This is a genomic window from Streptomyces sp. NBC_00376 (assembly GCF_036077095.1).
Classification (GTDB): Bacteria; Actinomycetota; Actinomycetes; order Streptomycetales; family Streptomycetaceae; genus Streptomyces.
Window position 1 is genome coordinate 1627453 of sequence record NZ_CP107960.1, and the last position, 15479, is coordinate 1642931.

A 15479-nucleotide genomic window follows, 5' to 3' on the forward strand; every position below is an offset into this window, starting at 1 on the left:
CCGGTCGCCGGGCCCTACGAGTCGAGCCGGACGTGCGTACGGCCGATCGGCACGATGAGCGGCCGGTCGCCCACGGGGTCGTCGATGACCGTGGCGTGCAGCCCGAACGCCTCGCGCAGCAGCTCGGCGGTGATCACCTCGCGCGGGTGTCCCTGCGCCAGGACGGAGCCCTCCCGCATCACGATCAGGTTGTCGCTGTAACGCGTCGCCAGATTGAGGTCGTGCAGCACCATGACCACGGTGCGCCCCGACTCGTGCAGGTCGTCCACCAGGTCGAGCACGTCGATCGCGTGCGCCAGGTCCAGATAGGTGGTCGGCTCGTCCAGCAGCAGCAGGTCGGTCCCCTGGGCCAGCGTCATCGAGATCCAGACACGCTGGCGCTGTCCGCCGGAGAGCGAGTCGACCGGACGGTCGGCCAGTTCGGACACCCCGGTCATGGCCAGCGCGCGTTCCACGACGCCGGCGTCGTCCGCGGACCACTGCCGCAGCCAGCTCTGGTGCGGATGGCGTCCCCTGGCGACCAGATCGGCCACGGTCAGCCCCTCCGGCGCGACCGGCGCCTGCGGCAGCAGACCGAGCTTCTTGGCCACGTCCCTGGTCCGGAGCCTGCCGATGTCCTCGCCGTCCAGCACGACCGTCCCCCCGGACGGCTTCAGCAGCCGGGTCAGGGTGCGCAACAGGGTGGACTTGCCGCAGCCGTTGGGGCCGATGATCGTGGTGATCACCCCCGGGGGGATCGCCACGTCGAGGGCGTCGATGACCGTCCGGCCGCCGTACCCGACCGTGACTCCCCTGGCTGCCAGCCGTGGTGCCTCCGCGGCTTCGGCCCCGGTCCCGGTCCCGGTGGTGAACTGAGTGGCCACGAGGCCCCCTTGTCTGGGTCTGTCCTGCATTCTTTCCGCCTACCTGAGATTCGCCCGCACCAGCAGGTAGATGAGGAACGGGCCGCCGATCGCGGCGGTGACCACACCGACCGGGAGGGTGATCGGCAGCGCCGTGCGCGCGACCAGGTCCGACCCGATCAGCAGCAACGCGCCCACCAGGCCGGAGGCCACCATCGGGGGTGTCGGGAACCTCGCCAGACGCATCGCCACCTGCGGCGCCACCAGGGCGACGAACGGCACCGGGCCCGCCGCGCTCACCGCCAGGGCGGCCAGCAGGACCGCGCACAGCAGCAGGACCGCCCGCACTCGCGAGTACCGGACACCCAGGCCGGCGGCGACCTCGTCGCCGAGATGCATCGGTCTGAACTGGAACGCGACCGCGGCCACGACCACCACGAGGACGAGCGTGCACCAGAACGCCACCCGGACCTCGTCCCACGACCGGCCGTCCAGCGAACCGACCAGCCACGACTGTGCCCTGGCCACGTCCCTGATGTCGGCGGAGACCAGCAGCCAGGTGGTGATCGCCTCCATCACGGCGCTCACCGAGATGCCGATGAGGATGAGCCGGAAACCGTCGATCCCGCGCCGCCAGGCCAGGAAGTACACCAGCAGCCCCGTGCCGAGTCCGCCCGCGAGAGCCGCCGCGGGCAGGCCCACCGAGCCGGTGACCGCCGCGGCCGCCCCGCCCGACACGGTCACCAGGAAGACCGCGACCGCGCCCGCTCCCCCGGTGATGCCCAGAATGTCCGGGCTGGCCAGCGGATTGCGTGCGACGGACTGCGTGATCGCCCCGGACATGCCCAGCGCGAATCCCACGACGAGACCGGCCAGGGCGCGCGGCATCCGCAGATCCATGATCACGAACTCGTCGACCTGTTCGCCCCGGCCGAGGAGCGTGGCGATCACCCGGGGCAGCCTGATGGGGAAGTCCCCCACGCCGATGGAGAGGCAGAACACCAGGAAGGCGCCCGCCGCCAGCAGCAGGGTGACCAGGACGGGCCAGGGCCGCCATACGAACGACACCTGGCCGATCCGTACGCCCGGCGCCACCGATGGGTTCATGTCCGTCCCGTTCATGCGCTCCTGAACTTTCCTCGCCACACCAGAACCGCGAAGAACGGGGCGCCGAGAAGGGCGACCACGACACCCGCGTCCAACTCGCCCGGACGCACCACCAGGCGCCCCGCGATGTCGCAGACCAGCAGGACGACGGAGCCGAGCAGACCCGCGTACGGCACCAGCCAGCGGTAGTCCGGCCCGGTCAGGTACCGGGCCACATGGGCCACCATGAGCCCGAGGAAGGCGATGGGGCCGCACGCCGCCGTGGCCGCGCCCGCCAGCAGGGTGATGGCGACGATGCCGACGGTCCGGCTCAGCGCGATGTTCACGCCCAGCCCCCGCGCCACGTCGTCGCCCAGGTTGAGCAGGTTGAGGGCGGGCAGGGTGATCAGGGCCGGCACCAGTCCGACCGCGATGAACAGGGTGACCGGCCGGATGACGTCGAATCCGACACCGGCCACCGAGCCCGCGTTCCAGAACCGCAGCGCGTTCAGCGACTTCTGGTCGGAGAGCGCGACCGCGGTGGTCATCGCCGCAAGGAAGACCGTGAGCCCCTGCCCGGCCAGGGCGAGCGTCAGCGGGTTGCCCGCGCCCCGGCCGATGCTGGCGAGACCGAAGACCACGACACCGGCGACCGCCGCCCCGAGGAAGGCGAACCAGACGTACTGGAACGGGTTCGCGAGCCCGAGGACCGCGACCACCGAGACCACGGCGAACGAGGCGCCGGCGTTCACCCCCAACAGCCCCGTGTCGGCGATGGGGTTGCGGGTGTACCCCTGGATCAGCGCGCCGCCGACGCCCAGGGCGAGGCCCGCCACGATCGCGAGCACCGTCCGGGGCACCCGCACGGTCTGCACGATGAGCCCGACCTCGGTGAGCCGCCGGTCGGCCTCGGGCGCCGTGAACAGCCCGTGCCAGACCTCGGCGGGGCTCAGCGCGCGCGCACCGACGGCCAGCGACAGTGCCGCCGCGACCACCAGGACGACCACGAGCACACCCAGACCCACGCCCCGCCGCCGACGGGCCCGCTTCGTGCCCCCGGGCGCGGGGCGCTCAACTGCGGTCGTGCGCATCTCGATGTCCGTCATCCCTCATGATCCGCCGGGGCCGCGTGTCCTGCCCCGAACCTCACGCGTGCGTACCGGTGCCGTCGGCGACCGGACGGGCCTCGTCGGAGGCGGACTTGACGCCCCGGTCCAGGAGCGAGTCCAGGATCTCCCCGACCCGTATCGCGGTGTTCGACAGCAGGGACGTCGTGATGCCGTGCGTGTGCTCCGTACCGCCCTGGAGGTAGATGCCGCAGCGCAGTTCGGGGCCGGTCGAGACGCGGTAGTCGCGCTCGACCCGGACCCTGCCCGCGTCGTCGCGCAGGCAGTGGCCGGCGACCTCACCGAGGAGACCGAGCGGGTCGGCGGGGCTGTAGCCGGTGGCGAAGACCACGACGTCCGCGTCCAGGAGCGTCTCCTCGCCCGTGACGAGGGAGTTCACGGTGGTACGGACGCCGTCGGGCGTCTCCTCGACCCCGGTGACCCGGGAGACGTTGAGGAACCGCAGCCGTTCGGTGCCGAGGACCTTCTCCTGGTACATCTGCCGGTACAGGTCGTCGATCAGGTCGATGTCCACCACGGAGTAGTTGGTGTTGCCGTGGTAGGCCATCAGCCGGGTCTTGACGCTCTCGGGCGCGGCGAAGTAGTCGTCGACGGCGCCGGGGTCGAAGATCCGGTTGGCGAAGCTGCTGTCGTCGGCGGGGCTGTAGCCGTAGCGGGAGAAGACCGCGCACACCTCGGCCTCGGGGAAGCGGCGGTGCAGGTAGGCGACGTTCTCGGCGGCGCTCTGGCCGGCGCCCACGACGACGAACCGCGAGGGCGAGGCGGCTTCGAGGCCGTCGACCTTCCGCAGCAGATCGGAGTTGTGCCAGACCCGCTCGCCTCGCTCCACACCCTGGGGCATGAGGGGACGCAGCCCGGTTCCGACGACGAGGTTGCGGGCCCGGTGGACCGAGAGGCCCTGTGCCGAACGGACGGTCACGTCCAGGTACTCCACGACGCCGTCCTGGACGAAGGGCGTGACGGAGACGACCTCGTGCCCGTAGGAGACCATGTCGTCGACCTTGGCCGCGGCCCACTCGAAGTAGTCGTGGAACTCGACCCGCAGCGGGAAGAGGTTCTTGTGGTTGATGAAGTCGATCAGCCGGCCCTTGCTCTGCAGATAGCAGAGGAAGCTGTACTCGCTGGCCGGGTTCCGGAGCGTCACCAGGTCCTTGAGGAAGGACACCTGCATGGTGGCGTCGTCGATCAGCATGCCGCGGTGCCAACCGAAGCTCTGCTGCTGCTCGAAGAAGTGAGCGGTGACCGACTCCTGCCTGCCGACGCGGGTGTTGTGTTCACTCAGCGCGATCGCCATCGCCACATTGGAGGGGCCGAAGCCGATGCCGATCAGGTCGTGGACCAGTGGTGCGTCGCCAGGAAGAACCTGTGACATGTCACTCCCATCGTGCGGGAAAGTCGCCTGTCAGGCGTAGGAAAGATGCGAGAGGCGGGCGTGCCGAGCAGGCCACCCAACCAAACTTAGGTGAGCCTAAGCTAATCACATGGTGCTGTCGATAGGTCAAGTCGACATCCGGCGCCATCGATTCACCTGATGGATCGTCAACAAAGGTCCGAAATCAACCTGTTGCAAACTAAGGTAAGCCTTGCTTTACTTACCGCCGATCCATCCCTGCCCTGAGGAGGAACCCCATGCGGGTCGTCATGTTCGGTTACCAGACCTGGGGGCACCGCACCCTGCAAGCCCTCCTGGACTCCGAGCACAGTGTGGAACTGGTCGTGACGCACCCCAGGAGCGAGCACGCGTACGAGAAGATCTGGAGCGACTCGGTCGCCGATCTCGCCGAGGAGCACGGCGTCCCGGTGCTGATCCGCAACCGTCCCGACGACGACGAGCTGTTCGAGCGCCTCAAGGAGGCCGATCCGGACATCATCGTCGCCAACAACTGGCGCACCTGGATCCCGCCGCACATCTTCGGCCTCCCGCGCCACGGCACGCTGAACGTCCACGACTCGCTGCTGCCGAAGTACGCCGGCTTCTCCCCGCTGATCTGGGCCCTGATGAACGGCGAGTCCGAAGTGGGCGTCACCGCGCACATGATGGACGACGAGCTCGACGCCGGTGACATCGTCCGGCAGGAGGCGGTCGCGGTCGGGCCGACGGACACCGCCACCGACCTCTTCCACAAGACCGTCGACCTCATCGCCCCGGTCACCATCGGAGCGCTCGGCCTCATCGCCGCCGGGCAGACGGAGTTCACGAAGCAGGACCGGTCCCGGGCGAGCTTCTTCCACAAGCGCGCCGCCGAGGACATCCGCATCGACTGGAACTGGCCGGCCGAGGACCTCGAACGCCTGGTCCGCGCCCAGTCGGAGCCGTACCCCAGCGCCTTCACCTTCCACCGGGGCAAGCGGCTCGAAGTCCTCGCCTCGGTGGTGTCCCGGGGCCGTTACGGCGGCACGCCCGGACGCATCTTCTACCGTGAGGGCGAGGGCGTGGTGATCGTCGCCGGAACCGACGCGCGCACCGGCCGCAACCACGGCCTGGCCATCACCCGCGTACGGACCGAGGACGGCCGGGAGCTGCCCGCGACGGAATACTTCACCGCCATGGGCGGCTACCTGACCAACCGCCCTGACCCGGAAGCCGCCTGAGGGCGATGCCGCTGAATCCGTAAACGCCGGGCGGGCCGACGGAAGAGATTCCGTCGGCCCGCCCAGGGTTCGCTCAGATGCTGATGCTGTCAGAAGGGCTTGGTCGGAAGGTACTTGCCGTCCAGGGTGATCACGGCGCGCTCGCCGCCCTCGGGGTCGGTGACCTTCTTCACGTCGAGCTTGAAGTTGATCGCGGAGATGATTCCGTCGCCGAACTGCTCGTGGACCAGGGCCTTGAGGGTGGTGCCGTAGACCTGGAGCATCTCGTAGAAGCGGTAGATGGTCGGGTCGGTGGGTATGCCGCCGGGGATCGAGCCGCGGGTCGGGATGGTCTGGAGCAGCATGGCCGCGTCCTCGTCCAGGCCGAGGAGCTCGGCGACGGCCTCGGCGGAGGCGGCCGGGAGGGCGTGCTGGCCGAGGACGGCGGCGGTGACGAACGCGACGGACAGTCCGGCGGCGTCCGCGATCTGCTGCCACGACAGGTCCTTGCGGACCTTGGCCTCGACGGCGGCGGCGGCGAGCAGCTGGCGGGCGGTGGGGTCGAACTGGGCGTGCACCATGGGGTGTTTCCTTTCGTGGGTGCCGCTCGCCGAAGTGGGGGAGGCGGGAGCGGCGGGTACGGGGTGAGGAGTGATCCCGGATGCCGGTGGGGCGGCGGGGATCAGGTCCGTGGGGGCCGGCGGTCAGGCCGCGAGGGCTGCGGACCGGCCGGTGACGTCGAGTTCCTCGACGGTGCCGGTGGGAATGTCGTAGACCCAGCCGCGCAGGGTGACCGCGCCCGCGGCCCTTGCGCGGGCCACCGAGGGGTGGGTGGCCAGGTTCGCCAGTTGGGCGAGCACGTTCTCGCGCACCAGCGCGGCCACGTCCTGCCGGCCGACGGCGGTGCGGGCGACCGAGGCGTCGGCGTGACGCAGCCAGTCGGCGACCGCGGGTGCGCCGGAGAGGTCCTGGCGTGCGGCCAGGGCGGTCATCGCGCCACAGGCCGAATGCCCGCACACCACGATCTCCTGCACACCCAGGACGGCGACCGCGTACTCGATGCCGGCCGCGATGCCGTCCGGTGCGGGGGTGTGGGCGGGTACGAGGTTTCCGGCGGTGCGGACGACGAAGAGCTCGCCCGGCTCGCTGCTGGTGATCAGCTCCGGCACCACGCGGGCGTCCGAGCAGCTGATGAACAGTGTCGACGGCCGGTGGGTGTCGGCCAGGTGCGCGAAGAGCTCCGCCTTGGCCGGGAAGACATCGCGCTGGAAAGTCCCGACCCCTTCGGCGAGGTCGTACATGCTCACTCCTCTCGGTAGCTGCCGGCCCCGTTGGACTGACGTAACCCACCATGCACGACCAGCCTCTATAGAGTCCAAGACTCAATTTCGATGACATTGATCGATGGCATCTATGGTTTGTGCGGGGTGTCGGGCGCCGTACGCTTCCGTGCCGCTCCCGCCGCGCGTGCCGGGCGGGGTCAACCGATCGGTTGACCCCGGGGTCCTCCGGGCGGAAGCCGACGACGAGCCGCCGGGTCGACGGGTCGAGGCCCTCCGCGGCCCCAGGATTGATCTCGGAGCCGGACGGCACAGGTCCTCCCGGTCTCCCCGCCCCGGGACCGCCCGGGCCCCGGACCCAAGCGACGACCGCAAGGAACAGTCACCATGCAGAAGATCTCGAAGCGGACCCGCGTCCTGGCCACCGGCGTCGCCCTCGCCGCGCTCGGTGCCGGTGCCTTCGGCGCGGCCTCGGCGAACGCCGCGCCGGCCGCCGCCGTCGCCAAGGCCGACGTGAAGAACAAGAACACGATGCAGACGACGCACCTGACCATCAAGGCCGCCACGAAGGCCGCCGAGGCCACCCTGAAGGCCGCGGAGAAGGAGAACCAGCGCGTCTCCGTCGCCGTCGTCGACCGCAACGGCAACACCATCGTCACCCTGCGCGGCGACGGCGCCGGCCCGCAGTCCTACGAGGCCGCCCAGAAGAAGGCGTTCACCGCCGTCTCCTGGAACGCCCCCACCTCCGAGCTCGCCAAGCGCCTGACCAACGCCCCGACCCTGAAGGACATCCCCGGCACCCTCTTCCTCGCCGGTGGCGCCCCGGTCGCGGCCAAGGGTGCGCCGATCGCCGGCATCGGCGTGGCCGGCGCCCCGTCGGGCGACCTGGACGAGAAGTTCGCCCAGGCCGGCGTCGCCGAGCTCGCCAAGTAGCCATTGACCATGCCGACGCCTCTGAGAGGTACGGCCGCCCTGACCCCGGCGGTGCACGGAACCCCCCGTACCGTGCACCGCCGGTCGCCCCTCTCCTCCGCCCGCGTCCGCGCGGCCCTGAGGGCGGGGATCGGGATCGCGGTGCGTACGACAATGACGACGACCCTGTCCGCGCTGCGCACCCGCACTCCCTGGAGCTCGAGGAGCACCACGATGAACGACCTCGACCGCGATCTGCTGCACGCCGCCGAGGCGGGTGATGCCGACGCCGCGCTCGCCGCGCTCGCCGCGGGCGCCGCGGTGGAGACCCGCGACGCGCATCTGCGCACCCCCCTGCTGCTGGCCGCGCTCGCCGATCACGTGGCCGTCGCCGAGACGCTGGTCGCCGCCGGTGCCGACCCGAACGTCCAGGACGACCGCCTCGACAGCCCCTGGCTGGTCACCGGCGTCACCGGCAGCGTCGCCATGATGCACGCCCTGCTCCCTGCGGGCCCCGACCTGAAGGTGACGAACCGCTTCGGCGGCACCTCCCTCATCCCCGCGAGCGAGCGCGGCCACGTCGACTATGTCCGGGCCGTGCTCCGCGAGACCGACATCGACGTCGACCACGTCAACCGGCTCGGCTGGACCGCTCTGCTGGAGGCCGTCATCCTCGGCGACGGCGGACCCGAGCACCAGGAGATCGTCGAGCTGCTGATCACCGCCGGTGCCACGGCCTACCTGCCGGACGGCGAGGGCGTCACCGCCCTCGAACATGCCGAGCGGCACGGCTTCACCGAGATCGCCGGTCTGCTGCGGGCCGTGCGTTAGCCGACTGCTACGAATGCGCCCTTCACATGACGCGCCCGTGGGCACCGTGCCGGGATCAGCCGGCGGTGAGGACCCGCCAGTCGCGTACGCCGATGTCGGCGGGCGTCCCGTCGAGGATCCTGGCGGTGCGCGTCGCGGGTTCGAGGGTGATGGTCGCGAGGCTGGCCCAGCGCTGGCCGAGCGGCATGTCCGGGTCGGGCAGGCAGGTCACCGGGGGCTCGCCCGCCCCGGTGACGAGGAAGTCCGCGAGCTCGTCGACCGTGGTCGGCGGCTGCCTGCGGGCGAGGCGGTCACGGACGAAGTCGTAGCGCTCGCCCGAATCGGGCTGGTAGAGCCAGGTCTTCTCGCCGGTGGCCGGCGTCGGCGTCAGGAAGTGGTTCGTCCGCAGCAGCGTGCCGTTCTCGGGGCGCATCTCGAAGATGCCGACGGGGCTCATGTCGAGCAGCACGGCGTCGGTCTCGTCGAAGAGCGCGAACGATCCGGACGAGGCGAGCGGTGCGCTGCGGATGATCTCGACGGCCTCGGCGACGCTCCCCGCCTCTTCGAGGACGATCGCCGCGAGGACATGGACGGGGATGCCGCCGATGCCGTCGTCGACGTGGCCGAGGATGTTGAAGTGCAGGGCGAGACCGGCGCTGTTGACGCCCATCTTGCCGAGGATGCCGTTCTCGGTGAGGCCGACGACGTCATGGGTGCCGCCGCGCGACTCCAGCGTGTGCCACATGCCGTTGAGCTCGACGTGCCAGTCCCACGTCTGGACGCCGAACGTCCGCACGGCACCGTCGTCACCGGGGCTGCGGCGCACGATCGTGGTGCACTCCCCCGGCGGCACGGCGACGCTGCGGGCCAGGATCTCGGTGCGGGCGTTGAGCGCGGCGACGCGCCACTCCTCGGCACCGGCCCCCTTGGCGATGCCCGTGATCTCGGCGTGTGCCGCGGGCCGGAAGCGCCCGATCGCTTCGAGGGCGCGCTCGGCGTCCTCCCGCATCCGGGCGGTGGTGATGCCACCGAGCGCGAACAGCCGGTCGTACACCTCGATCGCGGCGGGGATGCCGTCGTGGAGCTGCTCGCCCCGGGCGACGCCGCGCTCGTAGGGGTCGGTGGCCGCGGCCTTGATGTGGGGACGGTTCTCGGGGCGGGGGATGGACATGGCGGTCACTGGTTTCCTTCTGTGCTGTTCGGGTGGAGCTGCACCGCTCCACCGACGACCGTCGCGAGGACGGGGTTGCCGGGCTGTGCGTCGGGGGCGAGACCGAGCGGGTTCGCGGCGAAGACGGTGAGGTCGGCGAGGTGGCCCGGCACGATCCGGCCGAGTTCGTGCGAGGCTCCGGCTGCGTGCGCGGCCGCTGCGGTCATGCCGGTGTAGGCCTCGCGGGCGGAGATCGCCTGGCCGGGCTGGACGGGTGCGGTGTCCGGCTCCTCGACCGGGCGTCGAAGCTGACAGTCGGCGAGACCGATGCGCGGGTCGCCGGGGCCGATCGGCCAGTCGGAGCCGAGTGCCACTACGGCGCCGTGGTCCAGCAGGTCGCGGGTGCGCCAGCCGTGGGCGGCGCGGTCGGGTCCGATCCGCCGCGACCAGTTGTCCGTGGCGTCGGCACGCGTGTGCCGGGTGCCGTGCACGGGCTGGAGGCTCGCCACGACGTCGAGCTCGGCGAACCGTCCGAGGAGGTCGTCGGGGACGGACTCGATGTGCTCGATGCGGTGGGGGGCGCGGCCGGCCGGGCCGACCTCCTCGATGACATCGAGCGCGAAGCGCACGGCCTGGTCACCGATGGCGTGGGTCGCGGTCGGGATGCCGCGTTCGGTGAAGAACCGCATGGCGGCCCGGTAGGCGTCGAGGTCGCGCCAGAGCGGCTCACGGTTCTCGCCGTGGGTGTCCGGCCGCTCGAACCACGCCGTGCCGTTGTCCGCCGTGCCGTCGAGCATGAACTTGGCGCCCTCGACATGCCAGCGCCGCCCGTGCAGTCCCTGCTGGTCGGCGATGTCCTGCCACACCTCGGGGGCCGAGTCGGCCGGCACCAGCGGGGAGCAGCGGATGCGCAGCGGCAGCTCGCCGTCCTCCTCGATGTGCCGGTACACGGCTTCGGACGGGTCGGAGAAGTCGAGCGCGTGCAGCCCGGTCAGCCCGCTGCGCGCGAGGCTGTCGAGCTGGTCGAGCACGTACCCGGCGGCGGTGTCCACCGGCACCTCGGGGTAGTGGGCGAACACCAGGTCCATCGCCTGGAGCTCGACCACGTGTCCGGTCGGGCGGCCGTCCGGTCCGACCTCGACCGACGAGGCGTCGGTGAACGTCTCGCGGCCGGTGAGCCCGACGACTTCGACCGCCCGGGGGCTCACCACGAGCGCGTGCGCGTCCCGCGTCATCAGCGAGATCGGCCGCCCGGGGAACCGGTCCGCGAACACGGTGCCGGTGGGATCACCGTCGAACACGTTGACGTCGAGGTCGAAGCCGGTGATCCACCCGTCCGCCGGCCGCCCCTGAGCGGCGTCGGCCAGGCAGCTGAACACCTGGTCGAGCGTCGAGGCGCCGGAGAGGTCCACGCCGCTGCCGATCTCGATCGACCCCCACACCGGGTGGGCGTGGACGTCGGTGAGGCCCGGCAGGATCGTGGCGCCCGGAAACGCGTGGACGACCGTGCCGGGGCCGCGCACGGGTTCGAGGTCCGCGGCAGTGCCGATCGCGACGATGCGGCCGTCGCGGATCGCGATCGCCTTCGCTGTCGCGGTCGCGGTGGCCTGCGGGCCGTGAGACTCATCGGCGAGTGTCTCTACGTGGTCGGCCGTCACGATGACATCGGCGTACACGGGTTTCCTTCCGGTGGTGCTGTGCGTGGGGGCGGGGCGGCGGGGACCGTCAGGGGCGGGGAATGGTCCGCAGGATGCGGGCGGTGGCCCAGTAGACGGCGGCGGCGACAACCATGCCGGCCGGGATCGACAGGTCGACATCGCCCATGACCCGCGCGAGCGGGGCCGTCCAGAAGGTGGTGTTCACCCACAGCAGGGAGACGACGCCGCCGCTGACCAGCGCGAGGACGCCGGACCAGTGGACACCGCGGTGGTACCAGAACGGCCCGCCGCGTTCCTCTCCGATCAAGTCCGCCCCGTTGTAGCGGTTGCGCCGCATGACGAGGTCGGTCACGGCCACCGCCATGGCCGGGCCGGTCACGACGACCACGAGCTGGAGCATGGTGTTGACGCTGGTCAGGAAGTCCCAGACGAGGATCGCGTACAGCGTCATGGCCGTGCCGAGGATGCCGATGGTCAGGACGGCGGGGATACGTGCGAGGCGGACGCCGACCGACTGGATGGACAGGCTGGCGCTGTAGGCCGTCATGCCGTTGTTCGCCATGGTGTTGACGACCACCGCGATGACGAAGACGGGGACGAACCAGCCCGGCAGAATGCCCTCCAGCGCGGCCTGCGGGTCGGTCATGTCGAGCGTGGTGGCGGCGAGGGCGCCGACCGTGGTGAACAGGACGCTGGGCACGTACGCGCCCAGCGCCGTCCAGCCGGCGACGGCGAACGGGCTGCTGTCGCGCGGCAGGTAGCGGGCCAGGTCGGGGCTGTTGCTGTACGAGAGCGGCGTGGAGGCGATGATGGCGAAGCCGATGCCGGTCGTGGCGACCAGCGCACCGCCCTTGAGGGGCTCCGCCGGGGCGTAGGACCAGTCGGTCTCGGCGAGCACGTATCCCGTGACGACGATGAACACGACGGTCAGCAGGACGCTGAGCGCGGTGTAGAGGCGGACGATCGTCGCGTATCCGTAGATGGCGATCAGCAGCGTCGCCGCGGCGATGAGGACGATGACGGTCGCGTGGACGGCCGCGTTGTCCGGCAGACCCATCCGGGCGGCAAGTCCGATGCCCGCGACCGAGGCGGCCGACCAGTTGAGGGCGAGATAGGCCGCGGCGATGAGCCAGCCGGTCAGGACGAGCACGAATTTGTTGCCGATGACGCCGTGGAACGCGCGGGAGATGACCGACCCACTGGTGCCGGCGGCCGGACCGCCGGCCGCGATGACGCCCGTACAGATCCACAGCAGGTTCCCGGCCAGGATGATGCCGATGGCCTGCGGGAGCGTGAGCCCCATCAGGATCAGCGTGCCGCCGACGACGAGGCTCAGATAGCTGACGTTCGGCGCTGCCCAGACGGCGAAGAGCTGTCGTGGGCGACCGCCGCGCTCGTCGGCGGGGATCAGGTCGATCCCGCGGGTCTCCAGCTGCCCCGAGCGCTCGGAGCCTTGCCCTTCGAGGGCTCCTGCGGCGGTGGTGGGTTGTGTCGTCATCGAGGCCTCTCGGATGTCCAGGCGACGCTGCCTTTATTGGGCACATGGCCAACAACTTATTGGTCACCGATCCAATAGCCTTTGGTCCATGACGTCAAGACTTCGGCCGAAGCAATCCAGGAAACCGCCCGAGCAGCGCCGCGCGGAGATTCTGCGGACCGCCGCCCGCATCGGACTGGAGGAGGGACTGGAGCGGGTCACGCTGCGCCGCGTCGCCGACACCCTGGGCGTCCGCCCCGGCCTGATCGGCCACTACTTCCCGGTCGCGGACCATCTCCTGGGCGAGGCGTTCGCCTTCGCCGCCACGTCGGAACGCGGGTCGCTCCTGCCGTCGGACGAGGAGGATCTGCCGCCGGTGGACCGGCTGGCGCGCTTCCTCGTGCGCCTGACGGACGGCGACTACCGGGACCTGAGCCGCCTGTGGCTCAACGCGCGGCACCTCAGCAGGTTCAAGGACGCGCTGCGCGAGGCGGTGAGCGCGCAGGAGTCACAGACGCGCGACGAGCTGATCGCCCTGGTCGGCATGGGCGTCCGGGCCGGAGAGTTCACGACCGACGACACGGTCAAGGCGGCCCTGCACATCCTCATCACCGTCGACGGGCTGGGGGCGTACGCCAACGACGACGCGCCGCAGGGCGGCCCGGACTACGGCGACGTGGCCATCGAGACGGCCGAGGCCCGGCTCGGCCTGGCGCCGGGGACGCTGCGCGCCCGCGCGCGACCGGCCGGGACGGCCGCCGCCGGGTGACGCGGCCCAGGGCCTGCGCTCAGGGGGTCGCCGCGGAGACCACGTACACCACGGGGTTCATCGGGTCGGTCATGTTCACCATGATGTCCTGGGTGGGGCGCGGGTCCTTGTTGGTGTGCCTGGTGCCCGCCCATTCGGTCCCGGGGTCGAACTTCCAGCCCGAGACCTTCTGGTCGCGTTCGCCGATGGTCACCTTGCCGGGCTCCAGGTCGGAGCGCCCGCTGCCCATCCGGCCGAGGAAGCGGTCGAGCCCGGCGGACGTGGTGCGGAACTCCACGTACAGCCGGCTGGCCTTCCAGTTGTTGGTCTCGTAGTACTGCACGTCCAGGGAGTTGCCGGGCATCGGCAGCTCGAAGATCCGGCGCTGCATCCGGGACGGCCAGCCCTCCTGGAGCCCCTGCGCGGAGGCCTCGGCCTCCTTGTTCTGGCCGGCGCGGCGGCTCTGCCCGGCCGAGATCAGCAGATAGCCGGCCGGGATGCCGATGAGCAGCACGATGATGGTCGCCGTGATCAGCCTGCGGCGGATCACCCGGCGCCGGTCCTGCGGCGGCCGGCCGTCGTCGGGCGGCGTGGACTGACGCGGCAGGACGGGGTGCTCGGCTGCGGTCATGTGTCTGGGCATCCCTAGGAGGTGCGGGTGTTGCGGGTGTTACGGATGGTGTTCGCGGCCTGGTCGTAGATCTGGGCGTACCGCTCGTACCGCTCGACCCGGCGGCGATTGGTACGGCGGAATCTGCGGGCCACCAGCCGGGCGAGGTCGGCCGCGCCGACCATACCCGCCTCCGGGCCGAGCTGGGCCTTGGCGATCCGGGCCTCGGGCCGGTAGCCGCGGCCGGTGAGGTGGCGTTTGAAGGCGTCCCTGGCGGGGCCGATGAGCAGGTCGTCGGCGGCGCTGACACCGCCCCCGATGACGAAGCAGGAGGGGTCGAGCGCGGCAGCCAGGTTGGCGATGCCGACGCCGAGCCACTGGCCGATGTCCTGGAGCAGCTCGACGCACATGGCGTCGCCCTCGCGGGCGAGTTCGGTGATGAGGGGCCCGGTGATGTCGGGGATGTTGCCCTTGACCCGCTCGATGATCTGGTGCGCCACCGGGGAGTCCGCGGCGGCCAGCTCCTTGGCCTCGCGGACCAGGGCGTTGCCCGAGCTGTACTGCTCCCAGCAGCCGCGGTTCCCGCAGGGGCAGCGGTGCCCGCCGGGCACCACCTGCATGTGGCCGAACTCACCGGCGACGCCGTACTTGCCGCGCTTGACCTGACCGTCCTCCAGGATCGCGCCGCCGATGCCGGTTCCGAGCGTGATCATGACGAGGTGGTCCTCGCCGCGCCCCGCGCCGAAGCGCCACTCCGCCCAGGCGGCGGTGTTGGCGTCGTTGTCGACCATGACGGGGACGACGAGGCGGGAGGCAAGAGCGTCGCGCAGCGGTTCGTCGCGCCAGGCGAGGTGCGGGGCGAAGAGCACCTTGGAGCGGTCCGCGTCGACCCAGCCGGCCGCGCCGATGCCGACGGCGTGCACGTCGTGCCGGTCGGAGAGGTCCAGGACCAGCTCGACGATGGTGTCCTCGACGACCTTGGGACTCTTGGACTTGTCCGGTGTCTCGGTGCGCAGCTGCTCCAGGATGTTGCCGTCGGCGTCGACGACGCCCGCCATCACCTTCGTACCGCCGATGTCGATGCCGACGGTGGGTACCCGCGGGGCCGTGAGGTGCGAGCGCCGCTCCCGGGTGCCCACGGTCCGCAGGACGGTGGCGCGGGCGGAGCCGCGGTGCGTGAAGTCGCGGTACGTGCTCATCGTCCCTGC

15 protein-coding genes are annotated in these 15479 nt (G+C 71.0%); 4 read left to right on the forward strand and 11 right to left on the reverse strand.

Annotated elements, in window-relative coordinates; translation table 11 throughout:
• Positions 1-14: 14 nt before the first annotated feature.
• Genes OG842_RS07395 through OG842_RS07410 form a run of 4 tightly spaced genes read right to left on the reverse strand, consistent with a single transcriptional unit; the run spans position 15 to position 4427 of the window.
• Positions 15-863, reverse strand: coding sequence for an ABC transporter ATP-binding protein (locus OG842_RS07395; RefSeq protein ID WP_266728608.1), 849 nt, complete (start codon positions 861-863; stop codon positions 15-17).
• Positions 864-902: 39 nt separating this feature from the next.
• Positions 903-1964, reverse strand: coding sequence for a FecCD family ABC transporter permease (locus tag OG842_RS07400; RefSeq protein ID WP_266728610.1), 1062 nt, complete (start codon positions 1962-1964; stop codon positions 903-905).
• A complete protein-coding gene (locus OG842_RS07405) occupies positions 1961-3019 on the reverse strand; it encodes a FecCD family ABC transporter permease (RefSeq protein ID WP_266733464.1) in 1059 nt (352 codons plus the stop codon). The genes OG842_RS07400 and OG842_RS07405 overlap by 4 nt, the downstream gene beginning before the upstream one ends.
• Before the next feature lie 55 nt (positions 3020-3074).
• The gene (locus OG842_RS07410) at positions 3075-4427 is read right to left on the reverse strand and encodes a lysine N(6)-hydroxylase/L-ornithine N(5)-oxygenase family protein (protein WP_266728612.1); all 1353 of its coding nucleotides are present in this window, start codon (positions 4425-4427) and stop codon (positions 3075-3077) included.
• A gap of 257 nt (positions 4428-4684) precedes the next feature.
• Here OG842_RS07410 and OG842_RS07415 point away from each other — a divergent pair, with 257 nt between their 5' ends.
• Complete coding sequence (locus OG842_RS07415; RefSeq protein WP_266728613.1) at positions 4685-5647, forward strand: methionyl-tRNA formyltransferase; 963 nt, start codon at positions 4685-4687, stop codon at positions 5645-5647.
• Positions 5648-5736: 89 nt separating this feature from the next.
• Here OG842_RS07415 and cynS read toward each other — a convergent pair whose 3' ends face one another.
• Positions 5737-6207: a cyanase gene (cynS, locus tag OG842_RS07420; protein ID WP_266727352.1), complete on the reverse strand. Its 471-nt coding sequence runs from the start codon at positions 6205-6207 to the stop codon at positions 5737-5739.
• A gap of 123 nt (positions 6208-6330) precedes the next feature.
• The gene (locus OG842_RS07425; protein WP_266728615.1) at positions 6331-6927 is read right to left on the reverse strand and encodes a carbonic anhydrase; all 597 of its coding nucleotides are present in this window, start codon (positions 6925-6927) and stop codon (positions 6331-6333) included.
• A 366-nt stretch (positions 6928-7293) separates the two neighbouring features.
• Between OG842_RS07425 and OG842_RS07430 the strand changes: the two genes are divergently transcribed.
• Positions 7294-7839 (forward strand): GlcG/HbpS family heme-binding protein, encoded by a 546-nt coding sequence (locus OG842_RS07430; protein ID WP_266728617.1) that lies wholly within the window; start codon positions 7294-7296, stop codon positions 7837-7839.
• A gap of 213 nt (positions 7840-8052) precedes the next feature.
• On the forward strand, positions 8053-8649 hold the full coding sequence (locus OG842_RS07435) for an ankyrin repeat domain-containing protein (RefSeq protein ID WP_266733465.1): 597 nt from the start codon (positions 8053-8055) through the stop codon (positions 8647-8649).
• A 55-nt stretch (positions 8650-8704) separates the two neighbouring features.
• Here OG842_RS07435 and OG842_RS07440 read toward each other — a convergent pair whose 3' ends face one another.
• Genes OG842_RS07440 through OG842_RS07450 form a run of 3 tightly spaced genes read right to left on the reverse strand, consistent with a single transcriptional unit; the run spans position 8705 to position 12934 of the window.
• On the reverse strand, positions 8705-9799 hold the full coding sequence (locus tag OG842_RS07440) for a C45 family autoproteolytic acyltransferase/hydolase (protein ID WP_266733467.1): 1095 nt from the start codon (positions 9797-9799) through the stop codon (positions 8705-8707).
• A 5-nt stretch (positions 9800-9804) separates the two neighbouring features.
• Positions 9805-11454: an amidohydrolase gene (locus tag OG842_RS07445; RefSeq protein WP_266728619.1), complete on the reverse strand. Its 1650-nt coding sequence runs from the start codon at positions 11452-11454 to the stop codon at positions 9805-9807.
• 49 nt (positions 11455-11503) lie between these two features.
• On the reverse strand, positions 11504-12934 hold the full coding sequence (locus tag OG842_RS07450; protein ID WP_266728621.1) for a purine-cytosine permease family protein: 1431 nt from the start codon (positions 12932-12934) through the stop codon (positions 11504-11506).
• A gap of 88 nt (positions 12935-13022) precedes the next feature.
• Here OG842_RS07450 and OG842_RS07455 point away from each other — a divergent pair, with 88 nt between their 5' ends.
• A complete protein-coding gene (locus OG842_RS07455; RefSeq protein ID WP_266728622.1) occupies positions 13023-13682 on the forward strand; it encodes a TetR/AcrR family transcriptional regulator in 660 nt (219 codons plus the stop codon).
• 19 nt (positions 13683-13701) lie between these two features.
• Here the strand turns inward: OG842_RS07455 and OG842_RS07460 are convergent, their stop codons facing one another.
• Positions 13702-14292: a hypothetical protein gene (locus OG842_RS07460; RefSeq protein ID WP_266728624.1), complete on the reverse strand. Its 591-nt coding sequence runs from the start codon at positions 14290-14292 to the stop codon at positions 13702-13704.
• A gap of 14 nt (positions 14293-14306) precedes the next feature.
• Positions 14307-15470: an ROK family glucokinase gene (locus OG842_RS07465; protein ID WP_266728626.1), complete on the reverse strand. Its 1164-nt coding sequence runs from the start codon at positions 15468-15470 to the stop codon at positions 14307-14309.
• Positions 15471-15479 lie beyond the last annotated feature (9 nt).

Bases quoted from the DNA above. Each gene is read 5' to 3' on its own strand.
- OG842_RS07400 (WP_266728610.1), bottom strand. From the start codon at position 1,964: ATGAACGGGACGGACATGAACCCATCGGTGGCGCCGGGCGTACGGATC.
- OG842_RS07405 (WP_266733464.1), bottom strand. From the start codon at position 3,019: ATGCGCACGACCGCAGTTGAGCGCCCCGCGCCCGGGGGCACGAAGCGG.
- OG842_RS07460 (WP_266728624.1), bottom strand. From the start codon at position 14,292: ATGACCGCAGCCGAGCACCCCGTCCTGCCGCGTCAGTCCACGCCGCCC.
- OG842_RS07455 (WP_266728622.1), top strand. From the start codon at position 13,023: ATGACGTCAAGACTTCGGCCGAAGCAATCCAGGAAACCGCCCGAGCAG.
- OG842_RS07430 (WP_266728617.1), top strand. From the start codon at position 7,294: ATGCAGAAGATCTCGAAGCGGACCCGCGTCCTGGCCACCGGCGTCGCC.
- OG842_RS07415 (WP_266728613.1), top strand. From the start codon at position 4,685: ATGCGGGTCGTCATGTTCGGTTACCAGACCTGGGGGCACCGCACCCTG.
- OG842_RS07440 (WP_266733467.1), bottom strand. From the start codon at position 9,799: ATGTCCATCCCCCGCCCCGAGAACCGTCCCCACATCAAGGCCGCGGCC.
- OG842_RS07435 (WP_266733465.1), top strand. From the start codon at position 8,053: ATGAACGACCTCGACCGCGATCTGCTGCACGCCGCCGAGGCGGGTGAT.
- OG842_RS07425 (WP_266728615.1), bottom strand. From the start codon at position 6,927: ATGTACGACCTCGCCGAAGGGGTCGGGACTTTCCAGCGCGATGTCTTC.
- OG842_RS07410 (WP_266728612.1), bottom strand. From the start codon at position 4,427: ATGTCACAGGTTCTTCCTGGCGACGCACCACTGGTCCACGACCTGATC.
- OG842_RS07465 (WP_266728626.1), bottom strand. From the start codon at position 15,470: ATGAGCACGTACCGCGACTTCACGCACCGCGGCTCCGCCCGCGCCACC.
- OG842_RS07450 (WP_266728621.1), bottom strand. From the start codon at position 12,934: ATGACGACACAACCCACCACCGCCGCAGGAGCCCTCGAAGGGCAAGGC.
- cynS (WP_266727352.1), bottom strand. From the start codon at position 6,207: ATGGTGCACGCCCAGTTCGACCCCACCGCCCGCCAGCTGCTCGCCGCC.